Annotated in this window: 11 protein-coding genes; 5 read left to right on the top strand and 6 right to left on the bottom strand. The window is 37.6% G+C overall.

Going from position 1 to position 17,343, the window contains the following annotated elements; all coding sequences use genetic code 11:
* Positions 1-94 precede the first annotated feature (94 nt).
* Positions 95-997 (top strand): HEAT repeat domain-containing protein, encoded by a 903-nt coding sequence (locus C3K47_RS04215; protein WP_133159328.1) that lies wholly within the window; start codon positions 95-97, stop codon positions 995-997.
* Positions 994-4,443 carry a sulfatase-like hydrolase/transferase gene (locus C3K47_RS19445; protein ID WP_165784626.1) on the top strand — a complete coding sequence of 1,150 codons (3,450 nt, stop codon included), beginning with the start codon at positions 994-996 and terminating at the stop codon, positions 4,441-4,443. Before C3K47_RS04215 ends, C3K47_RS19445 begins: the two co-directional genes overlap by 4 nt.
* Before the next feature lie 199 nt (positions 4,444-4,642).
* Here the strand turns inward: C3K47_RS19445 and C3K47_RS04225 are convergent, their stop codons facing one another.
* A complete protein-coding gene (locus tag C3K47_RS04225) occupies positions 4,643-5,896 on the bottom strand; it encodes a YaiO family outer membrane beta-barrel protein (protein ID WP_103787865.1) in 1,254 nt (417 codons plus the stop codon).
* Positions 5,897-5,917: 21 nt separating this feature from the next.
* On the bottom strand, positions 5,918-8,815 hold the full coding sequence (locus tag C3K47_RS04230) for a hybrid sensor histidine kinase/response regulator (protein ID WP_103787866.1): 2,898 nt from the start codon (positions 8,813-8,815) through the stop codon (positions 5,918-5,920).
* 176 nt (positions 8,816-8,991) lie between these two features.
* Between C3K47_RS04230 and C3K47_RS04235 the strand changes: the two genes are divergently transcribed.
* Both C3K47_RS04235 and C3K47_RS04240 read left to right on the top strand, forming a co-directional pair.
* The gene (locus tag C3K47_RS04235; RefSeq protein ID WP_103787867.1) at positions 8,992-9,375 is read left to right on the top strand and encodes a hypothetical protein; all 384 of its coding nucleotides are present in this window, start codon (positions 8,992-8,994) and stop codon (positions 9,373-9,375) included.
* Positions 9,376-9,540: 165 nt separating this feature from the next.
* Entirely contained in the window at positions 9,541-10,476 is a 936-nt protein-coding gene (locus C3K47_RS04240; protein WP_103787868.1) for an AraC family transcriptional regulator, read from the top strand.
* Positions 10,477-10,781: 305 nt separating this feature from the next.
* Here the strand turns inward: C3K47_RS04240 and C3K47_RS04245 are convergent, their stop codons facing one another.
* Positions 10,782-11,936: an acyltransferase family protein gene (locus tag C3K47_RS04245; RefSeq protein WP_103787869.1), complete on the bottom strand. Its 1,155-nt coding sequence runs from the start codon at positions 11,934-11,936 to the stop codon at positions 10,782-10,784.
* A gap of 112 nt (positions 11,937-12,048) precedes the next feature.
* Positions 12,049-14,268: a glycoside hydrolase family 3 C-terminal domain-containing protein gene (locus tag C3K47_RS04250; protein WP_103787870.1), complete on the bottom strand. Its 2,220-nt coding sequence runs from the start codon at positions 14,266-14,268 to the stop codon at positions 12,049-12,051.
* A gap of 137 nt (positions 14,269-14,405) precedes the next feature.
* Here C3K47_RS04250 and C3K47_RS19450 point away from each other — a divergent pair, with 137 nt between their 5' ends.
* Complete coding sequence (locus C3K47_RS19450) at positions 14,406-14,579, top strand: hypothetical protein (protein ID WP_165784627.1); 174 nt, start codon at positions 14,406-14,408, stop codon at positions 14,577-14,579.
* Between the two features lie 40 nt (positions 14,580-14,619).
* Here C3K47_RS19450 and C3K47_RS04255 read toward each other — a convergent pair whose 3' ends face one another.
* Positions 14,620-15,441 (bottom strand): endonuclease/exonuclease/phosphatase family protein, encoded by an 822-nt coding sequence (locus C3K47_RS04255; RefSeq protein WP_103787871.1) that lies wholly within the window; start codon positions 15,439-15,441, stop codon positions 14,620-14,622.
* An 83-nt stretch (positions 15,442-15,524) separates the two neighbouring features.
* Entirely contained in the window at positions 15,525-17,288 is a 1,764-nt protein-coding gene (locus tag C3K47_RS04260) for a TlpA family protein disulfide reductase (RefSeq protein ID WP_103787872.1), read from the bottom strand.
* Positions 17,289-17,343: the final 55 nt, after the last annotated feature.

A 17,343-nucleotide genomic window follows, 5' to 3' on the forward strand; every position in this document is an offset into this window, starting at 1 on the left:
GGTTACTTTCACTTTTTTTTATTTATTAACTGTTAATTGGCACCATCGAAGAAAAAAACAACAGAGAGACTTTATCGAGGAGTTTATTTGTAATGTGATCTTAGAAAGTGATGAATTAGCTGATACAGACATTTCTATTCCACCTGCGATTTCCGAATTATTGACCCATAATTATTATAAGGAATTCATCCTTAATGAACTACTTATTGCCAAAAAAAACCTTCAGGGATCTGCTGGACATGTGTTGAAAAGTTTGTATGAACAATTGTCTTTGAATAACTATTCCCAATCGAAATTAAAAAAACATGGATGGCACCATAAAGTTAAAGGTATCCAGGAATTAGCAGAGATGGAGCAAGTTTCTGCCCTTCACCAACTTTACCCTTTAATTAATAGCAAAAATGAAGCATTAAGAGGGGCGGCTCTGTCGGCAATAGTGAAACTCTCCGGTTTTGAAGGTTTGAAATTCATAGAAAATCTCTCCTATCCCCTAAGTGAATGGTTGCAAATAAATTTGCTAAATGACTTGCCTAAACACGCCGGAAACCATTTAAAAGGGATAGAAAAATGGCTATTGTCTTCTAATACTTCAGTGGTGGTTTTCGCATTAAAGCTGACCAGGGTTTACCAGTTATTCGAATTATATCAGCAAGTTTCAGACTGCTTAAAACATAAGGAAGAAATTGTAAGAATTGAAGCCGTTCGGAGTTTACAGTTCATTTACAATGAATCAACTCCATCGTCACTCATCCAGAGTTATCATAACCAGGAAAATAAACGGTATCAATTAATAGTGCTAAGTGCATTAACTGAAATGGTTACCAATGAAGATATTCCGTTCCTGCTAAGCGAATTTAAAGCAAGTGATGATGATATAAAACTCGCGGCGGGCCGTACGTTGCTTAAAAGTAATGAGATTGATTTGGAATCATTGTCCTATTCAAATTTACACCCTTGGAGCAGCATTATTAAGCAAATAAAAAGTGAGGTAGCATGATTGTCGTTGATTGGGTTCTTTATATTATAGGATGGGGTTTGTTATTGTATGCTATCTTTTTATTTGCCTCCTATTTCTTTATTGCCTATTGTTCAATTGCCGGAATTAAAAGCTATTTAAGAAAAAGAAGCGTTACCGACTACCGACTTATTGCCACGTCTGATATGGCGCCTCGCGTAAGCATTTTAGCACCTGCTTATAATGAAGGAGCGACAATTGTTGAAAACGTGCGTTCACTTCTATCTATTCATTATAACAACCTGGAGTTGGTAGTTATTAATGACGGAAGTAAAGACGATTCACTGCAAAAACTTATTGACACTTATGATCTGTATAAGGCTGAACATTATGTTCAGGAAAAGATAAAAGCAAAAAATGTAAGAGGAATTTATAAAAGTCGCAATCCTGTATACCATAAGTTAATTGTTGTTGATAAAGAGAATGGAGGAAAGGCTGATGCATTAAACGTTGGCGTTAATGTATCAAGCAACGATTATATTCTTTGTATTGATGTGGATTGTATTTTGGTACAGGACACCTTGTTGAAAATCATTAAACCTTTTCTTGAAAGTAGCAATGGGGAGCGCATTATCGCTTCAGGTGGTGCTGTGCGCATAGCTAACAGCTGTGAAATTGAAAATGGCAGGCTTAAAAAAGTGAATTTACCCCGTAATTTTCTGGCCAGAATACAGTCGTTAGAATATATACGTGCTTTTTTATTGGGTCGAATGGCATGGAGCCATATAAACGGATTATTACTAGTATCAGGTGCTTTCGGCATTTTTGATAAAGAAATTGTGATCAAGTGCGGAGGATATAATCATAATACCGTAGGCGAAGATATGGAGTTGATCGTGCGCATGCGTCGATACATGATGGACCGAAAATTACCTCACCGGGTAATTTATATTCCGGATCCACTTTGCTGGACCGAAGCTCCTGAATCTTATGAAATTTTAGGCCGGCAACGCAATCGCTGGACCAGGGGTACTATGGAAGTACTTTGGACACACCGTCGAATGTTTTTTAATCATCGATATGGTATTTTAGGACTCCTTAGCCTTCCATTTTGGTTTTTATATGAATATTTTGCCCCTATTCTGGAAACAATAGGCTGGATCACCTTCGGAATAATTGCCATTAAAGGCGATTTTCTAATGTATTATGTATACCTCATTGCTTTTGTCATATTTTTCAATTTTACCTTTTCTGTATTTGCCATTTTGATGGAGGTAGCCACCTTCAATCAGTATAAAAAGCCTTCTGAGGTTTTGAAATTAATTGGAACAGCAGCAGCAGAGCCTTTTGTTTATCATCCATTTACAGTTTGGTCTGCTCTTAAAGGTAATATTGATCTAATTAGAAGGAAAAACTCCTGGGGGGAAATGACCAGAAAAGGGTTTGTAGCCAACAGCAATGGCCAAAGTGCCGCAACCGAACCTAAGATTCCCATCTTCAAGCAACTCATTCAACAACTCACAACTGCTTTCAGTGTTTTTGCGGCCATTTCATTGGCATGGTTGCTGATAATTATAGGCTTAAGTTCTTATGAGTTTATCTTAGATGGTCTTCGACATCAATTCCCCGAAAGGATGATGGATGTGGGCGCGCAAAAACTATTCAGTGACTTGCTTTTCTGGCTTAAAGGCACCCTTTGCATGTGTTTACCATTTACACTTATCAGTTTTCTTTCTTTAAAACTCGCCAGAACATTTTATATCGCTGTGGTTACCCTGCTTAGCCTGGGACAATTAATACTCACAAACTACTTCATTACAGCCCTTTCTCCACTGGGAGCAGACTTGTACGGTTATGCATTAATTGATATAAAGCAAACGCTTGTCGCCTCCGGAAGTGTCAACATCCAAATGATCGTTACAATACTGGCAGGGACGTTCGTTGCATGGCTATTGTTGCAGGCCATTTCGGCCAGAATTAAGGTAAACCGATGGGTAGCTGCTGTTGCTCCCCTATTATCACTTGGAGTTTTATTCTCCGGTTTTTCAGGCATTAAACATGCCCCGCAATTGGAATATATTAGTAACCTAACACTCAACAAAACCGGTTATTTCATCGGTGAATCGGTATCTCATTTCTTACCGGCAAAAGAAACTGATATACTTAATGCTAAAAAAGTTCCCGACAACTTCAGCTATGTTAACGAGCAACAATATCCGTTTTTACATGTCGACAGCACAGCTGATGTTTTAACCCCTTTCTTCAACCTCAAAAGCGAAAAACCCAATGTGGTAATTCTTCTGGTTGAGGGTTTAGGCCGTGCATATACTAATGAGGGCGCCTACCTGGGTAATTTCACACCATTTATAGATTCCCTGTCGAAACAAAGCTTGTACTGGGAAAACTTTTTAAGTACCGGTGGACGAACGTTCGCTGTACTGCCTTCAGTGCTTGGCTCATTGCCGTTTCTGGAAAAAGGATTTCTGGAGGCTGGTGAAAAAATGCCGGAGCATCTGTCCTTATTAAGTTTATTGAAGTTAAATGATTATCAAACGTCTTTCTATTATGGAGGTTATTCTCACTTCGATAATATGAATACGTTTTTGAGAAAAAACAATATAGATGAGATTCACGACATGGGAACCTTTCCCGAAGGCTATACCTGGCTGCCCAAAAATAGTGAAGGTTTTTCATGGGGATATAATGACAAGGAGCTTTACCGGTTATATCTGAATACCAAAAAAGAAACGACTAAACCACAGTTAAGTGTTTTGCTGACCATATCTTCACACAGTCCGTTTTTGATCAATGAACAGGAGACTTATAACCAGCGTTTCGAACAACGCTTAACGGAGTTGCAGTTTGACGAGAAAAGTAAAAAGGAACACCGCAACTATAAAGCACAGTATACCAGCATACTCTACACCGATGATGCCATCAAGGGATTTTTTGAAGGTTATGCCAAACGTGCCGACTTTAACAATACCATATTTCTGATTACTGGTGACCACCGTATGTCTGAAATACCACAAAGCACAACTATTGATCGCTTTCATGTGCCGCTGATCATCTATTCTCCTTTGTTAAAACGCAGTGCGAAGTTCGATGCGGTATCAACGCACTTTGATATTACGCCAAGTTTATTGGCGTTCTTAGCTGAGAATTATTCAATTAAAAAACCGTCGTTGGTGAGCTGGATAGGAAAAGGACTGGATACAACCCGACAACAACGAAATAATCATGCCTATCCAATAATGTTTACTAAAAATACCCTCTATGATTTTGTAGCAGGTGACTATCATTTAAACAAGAATACATTGTTCAAGGTTCTTCCAGATATGAATGAAGTAGAAGTGGAAAATCAGCATATAACAAGTCAATTAAAATCGGGTTTTAATCAATTTAAAATGCGCAATAATCGGGTTATTAACGGAGCCAAGTTGTTGCCAGACTCTATCTATAATGCTTATTTTCCAACAAAGAAATAAGGGTTGAATTAAGTGAAGTGTTTTACTGCTATTGAAAGCTTTTTTATTTGGTTAGTATTTAACTGCCCGATGGTATCAGTACTCTCAATTCGGCCAGTATTATTAAACTGAAGTCCTATAAAGGATTATTGTTAACAAGAGGCAATGGAATTCGAATGAATTCAATTATGGCTCTCGCCACTTTTTGACTGATTTCAACCTAAAACTTATGTTTAAAGCCAATACCGATATCGTATTGATTTCCCTTAACTCCGGGCAGGTACTCCTGATTTATCCACCCAAAATCAAGTGATAATTGGTTAAACTTATTTAAGGAATAGATATATCCCCCATTAAGTTTAAAAGAATACAATTGGGTATTATTTCGATACAAAATATAGTTAGTTTCATCAGGACTTATCCCGCTTCCGATGCCTAAACTGAAATAATCGGATCCTCTATAATAATACCGGATATTGGCCGAATAAGATTGTGATAATTTAGATTCTCCGGGTGTAAGATATGTACGAAAGGTAAACAGGTAACTTTTGTAATATTTACCAATAGAGCCTGTATACATCAAGGTAGAATTACTAAAATACATATACCTAAAGCCAACCGAAGCTTCTATGCTGTAAGGAAGGTTGGCAAAAAGAGAAAAACCGCCTCTGTATTTAGGGAATATGCCCACATCATTTGAATAACCGGCATTTACATACGCATAAAACCTTTCTGAAATATGCGGATAAAAATCAGTTTCGAACTGTAAGCCGCCTCTACCAAACTTATTGGCATACGTAATCCGCGGCACCACCGATCCTATTTTGGTCTGACGTGAATAATCAACACTCATTAAATGCCATGGAGTGTCGAATTGTTTATCAAAACCGGTATAAGTATAGTTAACACCCACTTGATTTTTAGACGTAAATTCTCTTAGCCGCTCTACTATGGAACGGACTTCGGTATCCTTAGGGTAACGACTCACCAGCTGAGTAGCAATGGCGTTCGCCGCTTCAAATCTTTTTAAATCGGTGAGCACTCTTGTCTTAAGCAACAAAAAATCATGTTCATCAGGATAGTTATTCAAGGCAGTATTACATAAAGCCAAGGCTTTTTCTGAGCCATTGTTCCAATACTCCATAGAAGCATAGGCGAATAAGGCTTCTTTGTTTTGAGGGTCTTTTTTCAAAACATCGTCAAACACAATTCGAGCACTATCTAATTTATTTGTCCATGAATAAATCCTCCCCATAAAGATCTGGATATCCAGGTAATCCGGATTTTTTTTCAAGGCTTGTTTGGAATGCGCTATGGCTTGCGGATATTTTTTTTGAGCAAAAGCCGATTGCTTCGCCAAGGTGAACAAACTATCTGCTGATAACTCTTGGGCCTTAACCTGATTTGGAATAAAAACAATACCCTGAAAAAATATATTAAAAAACACTAATTGTAATAACAGCTTCCCTTTCATGAAATATTATTCTTTTTGTTATTATAAGGCCGTTCTATTTAGTTGAGATTGAATGCATTGCAAATCGGCGGTCAACTGCAATTCTATCTGTTGATTAATTCGTATTGCTTCTTGTATCCAGCCCAGGCATTTATCAGTATCAACTTTTTCAAGGGCAGATTTTTCTAAGTTTTGAAGCAATCCGTGTAATGAGCTTGCTTGAAATAAGCCTACCGGACTTTTAGCTTTATGAGCATGAAAACGTACATCATCCCAATTATTTAAATGAATAGCTTCCTCAATTTGGCTTAAAATCACTGGGACTGTTTCATTGTAGGTTTGGATTATCTCAGCCAGATATTCCATATCATCCAGTTCAGCTAACTGTCCTAAATCATACAAATCTGTTGGTATTTCAGAAGCTGTAGCTGTAAGCTCCAAATTGGCACCCAGTAATTCATTGATCTTTTTATAAAAAACTGCAAATTCAAATGGTTTCGAAAGGTATTCATCCATCCCATTAAATAAACAATACTCTCGCTCTCCTTTCATGGCCGAGGCAGTCATAGCAAGAATTGGAATCTTCAGTTTTAATGTTTTACGTATGTATGAAGTAGCTGTAACACCATCCATTTCTGGCATATGGAGATCCATGAATATTAAATCGAACTTATCATTGGTCTCAAGAATATGAACAGCTTCTTTACCATTTTGAGCGATAACAATTTGGCCTCCTGTTTTTTTAATCAGATTGAAAATAAGTTTTTGATTAACCTCCTGATCTTCTACCAATAAGAACTTCCTCCCCTTAAATGAAGATGAAGAAATCGTTTCTTCCTTTGTTTTAGTAACAACTTTTGTTTCATCACCTAAACCCAAGGGAAGTGTAAAACTAAAGGTTGATCCTTTCTCGAGTTCACTACTTACATCTATAGTTCCACCTTGTAATTCGAGTAATTGTTTAGTGATTGACAATCCAAGACCCGTCCCTCCATATTGGCGGGTAATTTCGGCTTCGGCTTGCACAAACGGCTTAAAAATTTCTGTGATCTTGTCTTCTGAAATACCGATACCTGAATCAGCAACCGAACCCTTTAACAAAATTCCATTAGCATTCTTTTCAGAGGTAATAGTAACTACGATTTTACCTTCAGCTGTAAATTTTATTGCATTGCCAATTAAATTGACCAGAACCTGGCGCAGTTGCAGTGGATCTCCCAGCAAAACTTTAGGTAATGATGCATCAATGTTTAACTCTAACTGAATACCTTGTTTTAAGTTTAGTTGAAAACTTCGATTAAGGTGATCCAATATCTCGAAAACATCAAAGTCAATAGTCTCAAAAGTCATTTTTCCTGCCTTAATTTTAGAAAGGTCAAGAAGGCCATTGATAATATCCAATAAGTTAGTTGCCGACGTTTTTATAGAATTGGCAAAGTCGCGCTGTTGTTCGGTTAAATGCGTTTCCAGCAAAAGGCGATTCATACCTGAGATACCATTTAATGGCGTACGAATTTCATGACTCATGTTCGCCAAAAACTGTTCCTGCATTCTTTCGGAGTATTCGGCGGTTTCTTTGGCTGCTATAAGCTCCTCCCGTCTGTGTACCTCTTCCGTAATATCATTGGCAATAACACCGACACCATATATTTCTCCGGTTGAATCAAAAAGAGGAAACCTTACCATCAGAAAATGAGCAGGCTGAATGTTCTCCTCATTGATATATTCGAACTTTAAAATTTTTCTTGAGTTAATGACCTCATTATCTAATGTTTCGAAGTGTTTGGATTTCAACTGAGAAAAAAAGTCGTAGTTATTTTTTCCGACAGGGTCCATTCCAAAGAACTTTTTAGCTGATGGGCTAGCAAGCAGATAGGTTCCTTTTAGATCTTTCACATAAACTATGGTGGATTCCAGGTTTTGAAAGATATCTAATAGTAAATTCAAGGTTTTTTTACGTTCCTTTTCAGATGCTTTCAATTCTTCTTTTATACTTCTCGATTCTGTAATATCCTTTACTGTATGCAAAAAGCCTCTTTCTCTTCGATCGGGGTCTATTTTTGTTGATTTTAATTCTACCCATACCATTTTTTCATTTTTAGAAATAAATAGCACTTCGGACACTACGGGCACTTGAGAAGTTTTTAATTTATGTTTGTGTGCCTTCATTTCTTGAATGGAATCTGAGGACCCCAATTCAATGATATTTTTACCAATCAATTCTTGTGTAGTGTAGCCAAACATTGTGGAAAACTTGGAACTGGCGAACGTAATGTATCGATTTATATCTGTGGCGACTACCGCGTCAGCCAGGTTTTCAACGAATTCTAAATACTGCTTTTCGTTTACACGCGTTTGCTTTAATTGTTTCTGGGTACGAGAAAGTAAAACAGACTTATTAACAAAAATAATTGCAGAAATAAAGGCTAAAACAGCAAGGAATAATGTATAGTAAAAGTGGATCTCTTGTGATTTTTGGTGTTCCAGTTTTTCCCTTCTGCTAAGCAGCGCATTGGTGACGTGATAAAATTCTATCGTGTTTATATCGGTTTGCCGTAGAAATTCTTTCTGTAATCCTTTTGCCGGTTTAGCCAGCAGATCAAGTTGTAATTTTTTTCTTTTTTGAAATAGGTCCGAGATGGTATCAAGTGTTTTTCCTTCTCCCTCCAGCGTATTTTTTAAAAAAATTAATTTGTTTTCTATCGAACCATGAAGCCCATTTACTTTCTCTTTCACCGTATAATCGTTCCTAATAATGGATTCTCGGACAAAAAAGGCTGTAGACAAAAACTGGTAGTTAATTTCTTTTAAGGTATTTATTTGCTTTAGGGACAATGATGTCGATCGACTATTCTCTTTAAAATTCCCAATGTTAATAAACATGTAGGAACCGATAACCACCATTGCAAGTAATATGATTACTATGTTTTTCCGATTCATCTGCACAACTCTTCCCGTAATATGTTTTATATCAAGTCTTTCCAGCGGTCGAAATTAAATGAATTCGATCGCTAAAAACTTGACATAAATCAGTTTTTCAATGTACAAGTGATAATAAATACGCTATCTGCAAGCCGTTTGTACTAAAAAAACCAATAGAAGAGAAGTTGAAAACAATGGTTCGAAAAACAAAGGCAGATCTGCTCTCAAAGCTTCAACCTGCATGGCCGCAAAAGTTTACATTCCGTTTCGCAGGTTTACACAATATGACCGGTAATGACTCCAAGAACATTTTTCTAATCCTTTACCAAGCGAACGAATACTATGTGATTTTTCACATAAGCCCGAAGGAGATTTCGTCCATTACTCGCCAGCGCAAAAAGTTAAATCTCACCGGCACCCACCAAAATCCGGTTCCTTTTTATAGCAGTTACAATAATCTCAATAGCTTGTTGCCAGTAGTGGTGGCAACAAGCAAAAAAAAGAAGCACCAAACAGCTCGTCTAATTGTAAAAAACTCTCTTTCAGCAACTAAAGAGCGACTAACTCCTCAATTGTAGTAGTTTATTTATGGTCAAAACCCCATGTAGTAGTGGTTTTGTAATGGTGCTTTCTTACTTAATAACCATCCTAAAGCCCGTATTTAGTACTTCGAAAACCAATCAGTTTTAATTGAAAAGTAGTGTACGTTCTCTAAGAGCATTTTCTATTTCAATGAATTAACAATGGAAGGAAATAAAAAGAATAACGGATTTGTGGGTGAAAAACTAATTAGTGTTCCTGACAGAGCATTAAACAAATATGTGCTCAATAGCTCTTTTATAAACGCACTATATCTTACTCAAATTGGATATTACCCGAATGCTGACCTGCATTATCGCAAAAGAGAAAAAGGGAGTACCGATTATGTTTTGATTTACTGTTTAGAGGGTAAAGGCCACGTTGAGACACCAAGAGGAGTTTACAGCTTACAGTACAACCAGTTTATTTTATTACCTCCTGATCAGTACCATAGTTATTGGGCCGACAGTGAAAGTCCATGGACCATTTACTGGGTACATGTTAATGGTAATATGCTTAACGAATTGAATCATAACCTTAAGCTGGCTGTTTATGAAGCGCCAACAAATTTGCCATTTAACGACCAGATAATGGAATTGTGGGATGAGATGTATTCTAGTTTGTCGGACGGATTTACGGAGGAAAACTTAGGCTACACGAATCTTTGTTTATCTCGCTTTATGTCTTTTTTCCTATATCCGAGTAAAGGCACTAAGGTACAATCGGAGTTAATGAAGGAAGATCAGCTTGATCAATCTAAATTATATATGAAGGCTAATATTCATAAGCGCCTTACAGTAGATGAGATTGCCAAGAAATTTAATTATTCGCCCTCTCATTATTCTACATTGTTTAAGCAAAAAGAAGGGGTAGCTCCTATTGATTATTTTATCAGAATAAAAATAAGATGTGCTTGTCAACTATTAGCACAAAGCAATCTTATTATAAAAGAAGTAGCTGAAAAGATCGGCTATGACGACCCTTATTACTTTTCAAGAATTTTCAAGAAAGTAACGGGTAAATCTCCTCATGAATACCGTCTAACAACCAGTAAAAACAGGTATTCGACTGTTATAGAGGAACTGGCTTTAGCTATTTAATTTAACCCAAATCATAGCGTGCGTTTGCTAAGAATAGGGGCTTCGGCCCCTATTTCTTCAAAATGCTTGATTTTATTTATAGGCGCCTTCATATAACTAAATATATAAACTGAGCTTTATTGTTGTCAATTAGCTCCGGAATTAAACTTAATTATTGATTTTGTTGATTAAGCCTAAATTCCAAACAAAAAGAGTTTCCTCGCGGAAACTCTTTTGTTTTTAAGCCAACTGATTCGTAATTAAACAAATAAAAAGTGCAGCTCTTAAAGCACCGCACTTAAAATTTCATTTTAATACCGCCATGGTTACAACTGAACGTTAGCGGTAGTTTTTGTTTTTTTCATGAACCTATTAGACAGCCAATGTCTTACTGGTTCGTCATAAAGTTTCAATATAACATAAGAGATCAGCACCATAAGAATTAGCAATCCAAACCCTAACCAGGCTCCGAGTTGAAGCGGTATGTTATTCTTCATTATCCAGGCATAAAATGCATAGATGAATGGGTAGTGAATTATATAGATCGGATAGGATACATCGCCCAAAAATTTGCATACTTTCTCAGCGACCTTGTTTTTTACATCTCCGATAGCACCTAAATAAATGATTATCGGGAAAATCAAAATTACGATCAGCGAATCATATATCCCGTTCATCCAAACGTTGTCATGTCCTCCAACCCGAGGGAAACTTAACACGGCTACCAGCAATAAACTTGAAACTAAAAAAGTGCTTTTAGTTTCTATTACTTTTATGGTTCTTCTAAGCAGCATTCCTGCCATGTAAGGAAACAAAAGACGGGTAAAACCAATTCTTAGTTGTTCAGGGTCAATAGACCAGCCCCCAATAATATCTCCGTTTTTACTTGTTACCGCCAAGTGTATCAAAGCCGCCCCGGCAATAAACACCAAAACACCCAACATTACCTTTGACAATCTTCTTAAAACTAATGCATGAAGGATGTTGGCAATGTATTCAAAAAACAAGGACCAGGCAGGACCATTTAAGGGATGCATTTCACTCCACCCTCTTATATCCATAGATGGTGTAACCGGAATTAAGGTACAGCCAATTATGAAGATTAAAAGTAATTGCCAAATTGAAGTACCTTCAATCTTAGGAAACATTGGTGATTCTCCGAAAAAGAAAAGTATAGCGCCAATGATCATCCCCACTATTATCATCGGGTGAAGCCGGATAATTCGTCTTTTGAAAAAGTCTTTCAGAGACATGGTATTCCATCGGTCGTCATAGGCATGTGCCATAACATAACCTGATAGCATAAAGAAGAAATCAACGGCAAGATAACCATGGTTTATTAGTTGTTGAACATGGTCTCCATTTGAATAATACTCCAAAACATGAAATAAAACAACCGTAATAGCAGCTACACCTCTTAATGCATCAAGGATTAAAAAATGTCTTTTAGAGTCGACGAAAGAAGAACTTGATGTAATCATTTTTTTCGTTTTTTGGTTTAATTAATTGTTTTAGGAGCGCTATTATTTTTTGGTTTAAAGCTTATTTAGAAAATCGAATTAAAAAGCCCCTATTACAGGGGCTTTCCAATTGTTATTTTAATTTAAATGCTACTTTAGTTTTAATATCCGAAGATGAGGCACCGATCAATGCTTCAAAATCACCTGGCTCAGCTACCCAAGCATGTTTTTTATCATCAAAGAAACTCAAGGCTGATTTATCAACCGTAATAGAAACAGTTTTGGTTTCGCCGGCTTTAAGGGCTACTTTTTCAAAACCTTTAAGTTCTTTAACCGGGCGAGGCAATGACGATTTTAAATCAGTGATGTACAATTGAACCACTTCGGCACCATCGCGCTTACCAGTATTTTTCACCTCAACATTAAAGGTAATTTTATCATCGGCAGTAAGCTCTTTTTTATCAGCAGTTACTTTACCGTATTCAAAAGTGGTGTAGCTTAAGCCATGTCCAAAGCTGAACAAAGGCTTAATTTTTTGCTTATCAGCATAACGGTAGCCTACAAATAATCCTTCACGGTAAGTTTGCTCATTATTTTTTCCAGGGAAATCACCTAAGGCATGTGCACCATTATCGGTTAATTTAACCGGGAATGTGAAGGTTAATTTACCCGAGGGGTTTACATCACCTACTAATACTTCAGCCAGGGCATTTCCTGCTTCGGTACCTAAAAACCATCCCTGTACAATACCCGGAACTTCATTTACCCATGGCATTGCCACTGCATTGCCCGAAATATTTACAAATACCAGGTTTTTATTCACCTTCACCAATTCACTAACTAATTTATCCTGATCATAAGGAAGCTCAAGACCTTTACGGTCAGCACCTTCAGCATCCTGATGGTCACTTTTGTTCAAACCACCAATAAAGATCACAATATCAGCCGATTTAGCCACACTGATAGCCTCGGCCTGTAACTCCGCTGCAGAACGTTTTTCTGCTAAATTCTGTCCCGAAACAACACCATTATAGCTACCCGAAGCATCACCTACATAACCGCGAGCATAAACGATCTCGGCTTGAGAGCCAATTCTTTTCTTTAGCCCATCCAATGGAGATACTTCATATTTTGCTTTCAGCGAAGAACTTCCTCCACCTACAGTCATCATCTTAATAGCATTCTCACCAATTACAGCAACTTTCTTTGTTATATTCAGATCAATTGGAAGAATATTGTTCTTGTTCTGTAAAAGCACAATCCCCTCTTCTGCAATCTTACGGCCGGCTAAAGCATGCTCTTTAGTAGCAAATGAGCCAAAAGGTCTGTTCCGGTTCATCGTGGTTAAAAACGATAAACGAAGAATACGGCGAACCTTTTCATCCAACTCCTCTGTTCCTACTTTACCCTCTTTGATCAATTTTAAATAGGGTTGGGCTAGATAGTAGTTATCGTAGGCATTACTTGTTCCCCATGATAAACCATTTGTCCAGGTACCAAACTCCATATCCAATCCATTATGAATTGCCTGATTAAGATCGTGAACACCTCCCCAGTCAGAAATTACCACCCCTTCGAAACCCCATTCTTTACGCAAAATATCTTTCAATAAAAACTCGTTGTGACAGCATTGTTGTCCTTTGTACTTATTGTATGAACCCATAATTGCCAAGGCACCACCTTCCTGAACGGCTGCTTTAAATGCCGGCAGATAAATTTCATACAATGTTCGGTCATCAACATTTACATTTACAGTATTACGATCGGTTTCCTGGTTGTTCAATGCAAAATGCTTAACACAAGCTGCTACACCATTTTGTTGCACTCCCTTAATATAAGGCACTACCATTTGACCTGATAGGAACGGATCTTCGCCCATGTATTCGAAATTCCTTCCGTTTAATGGAGAACGATAAATATTTACACCCGGACCCAACAACACGTTTTTATTACGGTAGCGAGCTTCTTGCCCAATTGAATTACCATACAACGAGGCCATATCTCTATTCCAGGTAGCGGCTAAACACGTTAGCGCGGGAAATGCCGTACATGAGTCATTCGTCCAACCTGCTTGCGACCATTCATCCCATAAAACCTCTGTACGAATACCGTGAGGACCATCGGTCATCCAGTTTTCTGGAATTCCCAAACGAGGAACTCCAGGAGAGCTGAATTTCGATTGCGCATGACACATGGCTATTTTCTCTTCCAATGTCATTTTAGATAGAGCATCTTCTACACGCTCCTTAAGCGGTTTGCTATCATCTAAATAAACGGGAACTTTATTTTGCCCGAAAACACTAACAACGCTGCCAAACAACAAGGCAACAGCTATAAGAGTATTTTTTTTCATAATTATAGAACTAACAATAATTTAATATTTTTCAAATTGGTTGCAACTCAGCTATAGGAGTAAGGGAGCTTAATTAATGAAGTTAAAACTAGAGAAATAAAGTAACGACCAAAGGTGCTAAAGAAAAAAAGTAGTAAATGAATATACTTAAACCACTGACCAACAATCAACTAAACACCAAATTCAGTTGCAAAAAAGTAGTAAATCAGGAATCAAACACGCTACTTTCAGTGGTAATTGAAGCAATATTCATCACTGATTTCCAAAAAAAACACCCCGATCAAATGACCGGGACGACTAAAGTTAATTGAAGAAATTCTTTAAGGTTATTACATGCCTGCTTGTAAGGCTTTATCGATATAACAGTTCTGCATATACAGGTCGGTGATCCGAAGCATAGGTATCTTCAATTACAGTATGCTTCACAACTACGATCTTCTTAATCAATCGCTTTTCAAAAGCAATAAAATCAATAGTTTGATTAGGAATATCCTGAGGAACAGTAGGCTCGCAATCCAAACAGCTGCGCTGGAAATCCTTATCTAAAAGGTTGATGACCAAGCTATTTGGAGTATCGTTAAAATCACCCCCAATTAAAAAAGGCACCTTGTTGCCACCTGCTTTTTTTATTTTTATTATTTCATTGATTTGCAGTGCCCGATTCTCAGCGCTTTCTACATCCAAATGCGTGCTTGCAAATCGAATTTGTTTTTTATCACTAAGGGAAAGTTTTGCCGTTAATAAAACGCGTTGCTCGGATTGCGGCTTGGCATCCTTAGGTAAATTATAACACTGCACCTCACTAATTGGAAATTTTGAAAGAATGGCTACACCGTAGCCGCCTCCTGCATAATCTAGAGCTTTGCCAAAACAGAAATACATACCGCAAGCTTTAGCAATAGCTTCAGCTTCATTAAGCTCTTTGCCTGATCTTGAAGTATTCACGTCAATTTCCTGTAACGCAACAATTGATGCATTACTCTGTTTTACCACGTTAATTATGGCCGGCACATCAATGATTGTTTTACCCGGAGGATTACAGTGATGAACATTATAGGTTAATATTCGCAAGGTATCCACTCCTGCTTTTGGGGCTTGGGCAAATGCAAAATCCATCTGAAAGCCCACAAACCACATGCATAGCCCGAATATTAGTATTCTCTTTCTACTCATCGATTAATTGTTTAATAAATTAACGGTATAAACAACAAAAGTGGTCTTGCTGAAGGCCACTTTCGTTGTTAAGCTCATAAAGCTTAAATATTTCTATTTAATTCACGATCAATATATTTCTTAAGCTTTTCCTTACTTTCAGGAAGTGGACAACGGACCTCCGCCCAGTTACCCTTTTTATCGATTAATAAAAAGCGGGGAATCGCATTCATTTTGTACTTACGCCCAAATGTTCTGCCGAAATCATCCAAAAGCTGCACTCCTTCAAGCTGCTTTTCATGAATCATGTTCATCCATTTTTCCTTGTCTTTTGCGGCATCCAGAGAAATACCTACAAAAACGATACTGTCATTTCCTTTATAGAGTTCTTCAACTTCTTTCAGGAAAGGCATTTGCGCTTTGCAAGGTCCGCACCAGGTAGCCCAAACATCAACCAAAACCACTTTGCCTTTAAAATCTTTCATGTTTACCATTTTGCCGTTTGCGTCGGGCAAAGTAAAATCATAGGCTGATTTACCAAGATATGCCGTGTCAGCAGCGTACATACCGCTAACACCATCGTACTTTGCTTTAACAGAAGGCACTTTAGTATATTTCTTGTATGGCAGGAAAACATCACGAAACTCCGTATAGTTACTCACGTTGAACTCCAGTTCATTCAACTGTGATTTTAACAAATAAGCCTTTAGTGTATCATTGGGGGTCGAATTCATTAAAACCTTCACCTTTTCAGCATCTGTCATTTCTTTGGCCTTGCTTTCGTCCAAACTGAGTTTTGCATTCAGATTGATATAATTATCACCCTCACCCAATTTCAATAAATCGGCTGAGTTGATGGTATTCGCTTTTAATGTCTGTTTGTAATAATCGGGAACGTTTACAAACTCTTTATACATAGACGAAAATGACCCTCTGTTCACGCTATTTGTTTTTAACAGCATGTTCAATGCGGCCATATTGTTATCGAGCTGTGCTGCCGTTTTAAAGAGCGCGTTAAACTTAGCGTTCTTGGTTTTAACTTGTTGCACAAACGCTTTGATCGTCGGCTGCAGCGGCTGATAAACTGTTGTAAAGCTTTCGAGATTAGTCTGTTTATTCGCTTTTTTTAGCATTTCAGTAAGAGGACTTTTCAATTCCTCCCATTTCTGAAGCACATTATTTTCTTCGGTTGATTTAGCTGCACTGATTTGCGCTCCGGTTCTGTTATCTAAAACCAATTGCAACTGATCATTAGGTTTTAGGTATACCTGCTTTTTCCAGCCCATAGTGGTAAGGTAATACAACCCTTCCTTTTCAAGAGGTACCAAAATATTAAAAACAGAATCTCCTACTTTAGTAAAAATGGTTTGAACCGGCTCCAACCGACCTTCAACCACCTTTTCGAAAGTAAGGTCTACCCCAAATTTGGCATTGTTAAACGCACCTGAAATTGACACCGTTGAGAATTTAGCCGGCAGCTTTTCAATTTTAAAACCTGATTTTTGAGCAAACAGGGCAGGATCGATAGTTAAGTTTAAACTATTTTTTCCTGTCAGGTTTAAAGGATAAGTGGCCTCAGCTTCAGGCTCCAACCTGCGATGACCCATTTTCATTACCCTTACCTTCAGTTGATAAGTTACATCTGCATTTGCTGGAAAAACCATTGAAAAAGTAGTATTGCCGGGATCATTATTGTATTGAACTACTCTGAAACCCTTATCACCCGACTTGCCCCCAATCGTGATCTCATAATACTTTTTTTGGGTAAAAGAACCGGTGATTGTTACCAGCCGCGATTGTGCTGATGCATTTACCGCTGCGGCAATGCATAAAAGGACAAGCGCTAAACTTTTAATGAAATTTCTCATATCTCTTTCTTTTAATCAGTAAAACCTTCTGATAGGATCATTATATCCAATCAAC

The organism is Solitalea longa, from assembly GCF_002920915.1.
GTDB lineage: Bacteria > Bacteroidota > Bacteroidia > Sphingobacteriales > Sphingobacteriaceae > Solitalea > Solitalea longa.

Coding starts and splice junctions, on each gene's coding strand:
- C3K47_RS04245 (WP_103787869.1), bottom strand. CDS start 11,936: ATGATTACATCAAGTTCTTCTTTCGTCGACTCTAAAAGACATTTTTTA.
- C3K47_RS04260 (WP_103787872.1), bottom strand. CDS start 17,288: ATGAGAAATTTCATTAAAAGTTTAGCGCTTGTCCTTTTATGCATTGCC.
- C3K47_RS04225 (WP_103787865.1), bottom strand. CDS start 5,896: ATGAAAGGGAAGCTGTTATTACAATTAGTGTTTTTTAATATATTTTTT.
- C3K47_RS04255 (WP_103787871.1), bottom strand. CDS start 15,441: ATGAGTAGAAAGAGAATACTAATATTCGGGCTATGCATGTGGTTTGTG.
- C3K47_RS04250 (WP_103787870.1), bottom strand. CDS start 14,268: ATGAAAAAAAATACTCTTATAGCTGTTGCCTTGTTGTTTGGCAGCGTT.
- C3K47_RS04230 (WP_103787866.1), bottom strand. CDS start 8,815: ATGAATCGGAAAAACATAGTAATCATATTACTTGCAATGGTGGTTATC.
- C3K47_RS19450 (WP_165784627.1), top strand. CDS start 14,406: ATGAATATACTTAAACCACTGACCAACAATCAACTAAACACCAAATTC.
- C3K47_RS04240 (WP_103787868.1), top strand. CDS start 9,541: ATGGAAGGAAATAAAAAGAATAACGGATTTGTGGGTGAAAAACTAATT.
- C3K47_RS04235 (WP_103787867.1), top strand. CDS start 8,992: ATGGTTCGAAAAACAAAGGCAGATCTGCTCTCAAAGCTTCAACCTGCA.
- C3K47_RS19445 (WP_165784626.1), top strand. CDS start 994: ATGATTGTCGTTGATTGGGTTCTTTATATTATAGGATGGGGTTTGTTA.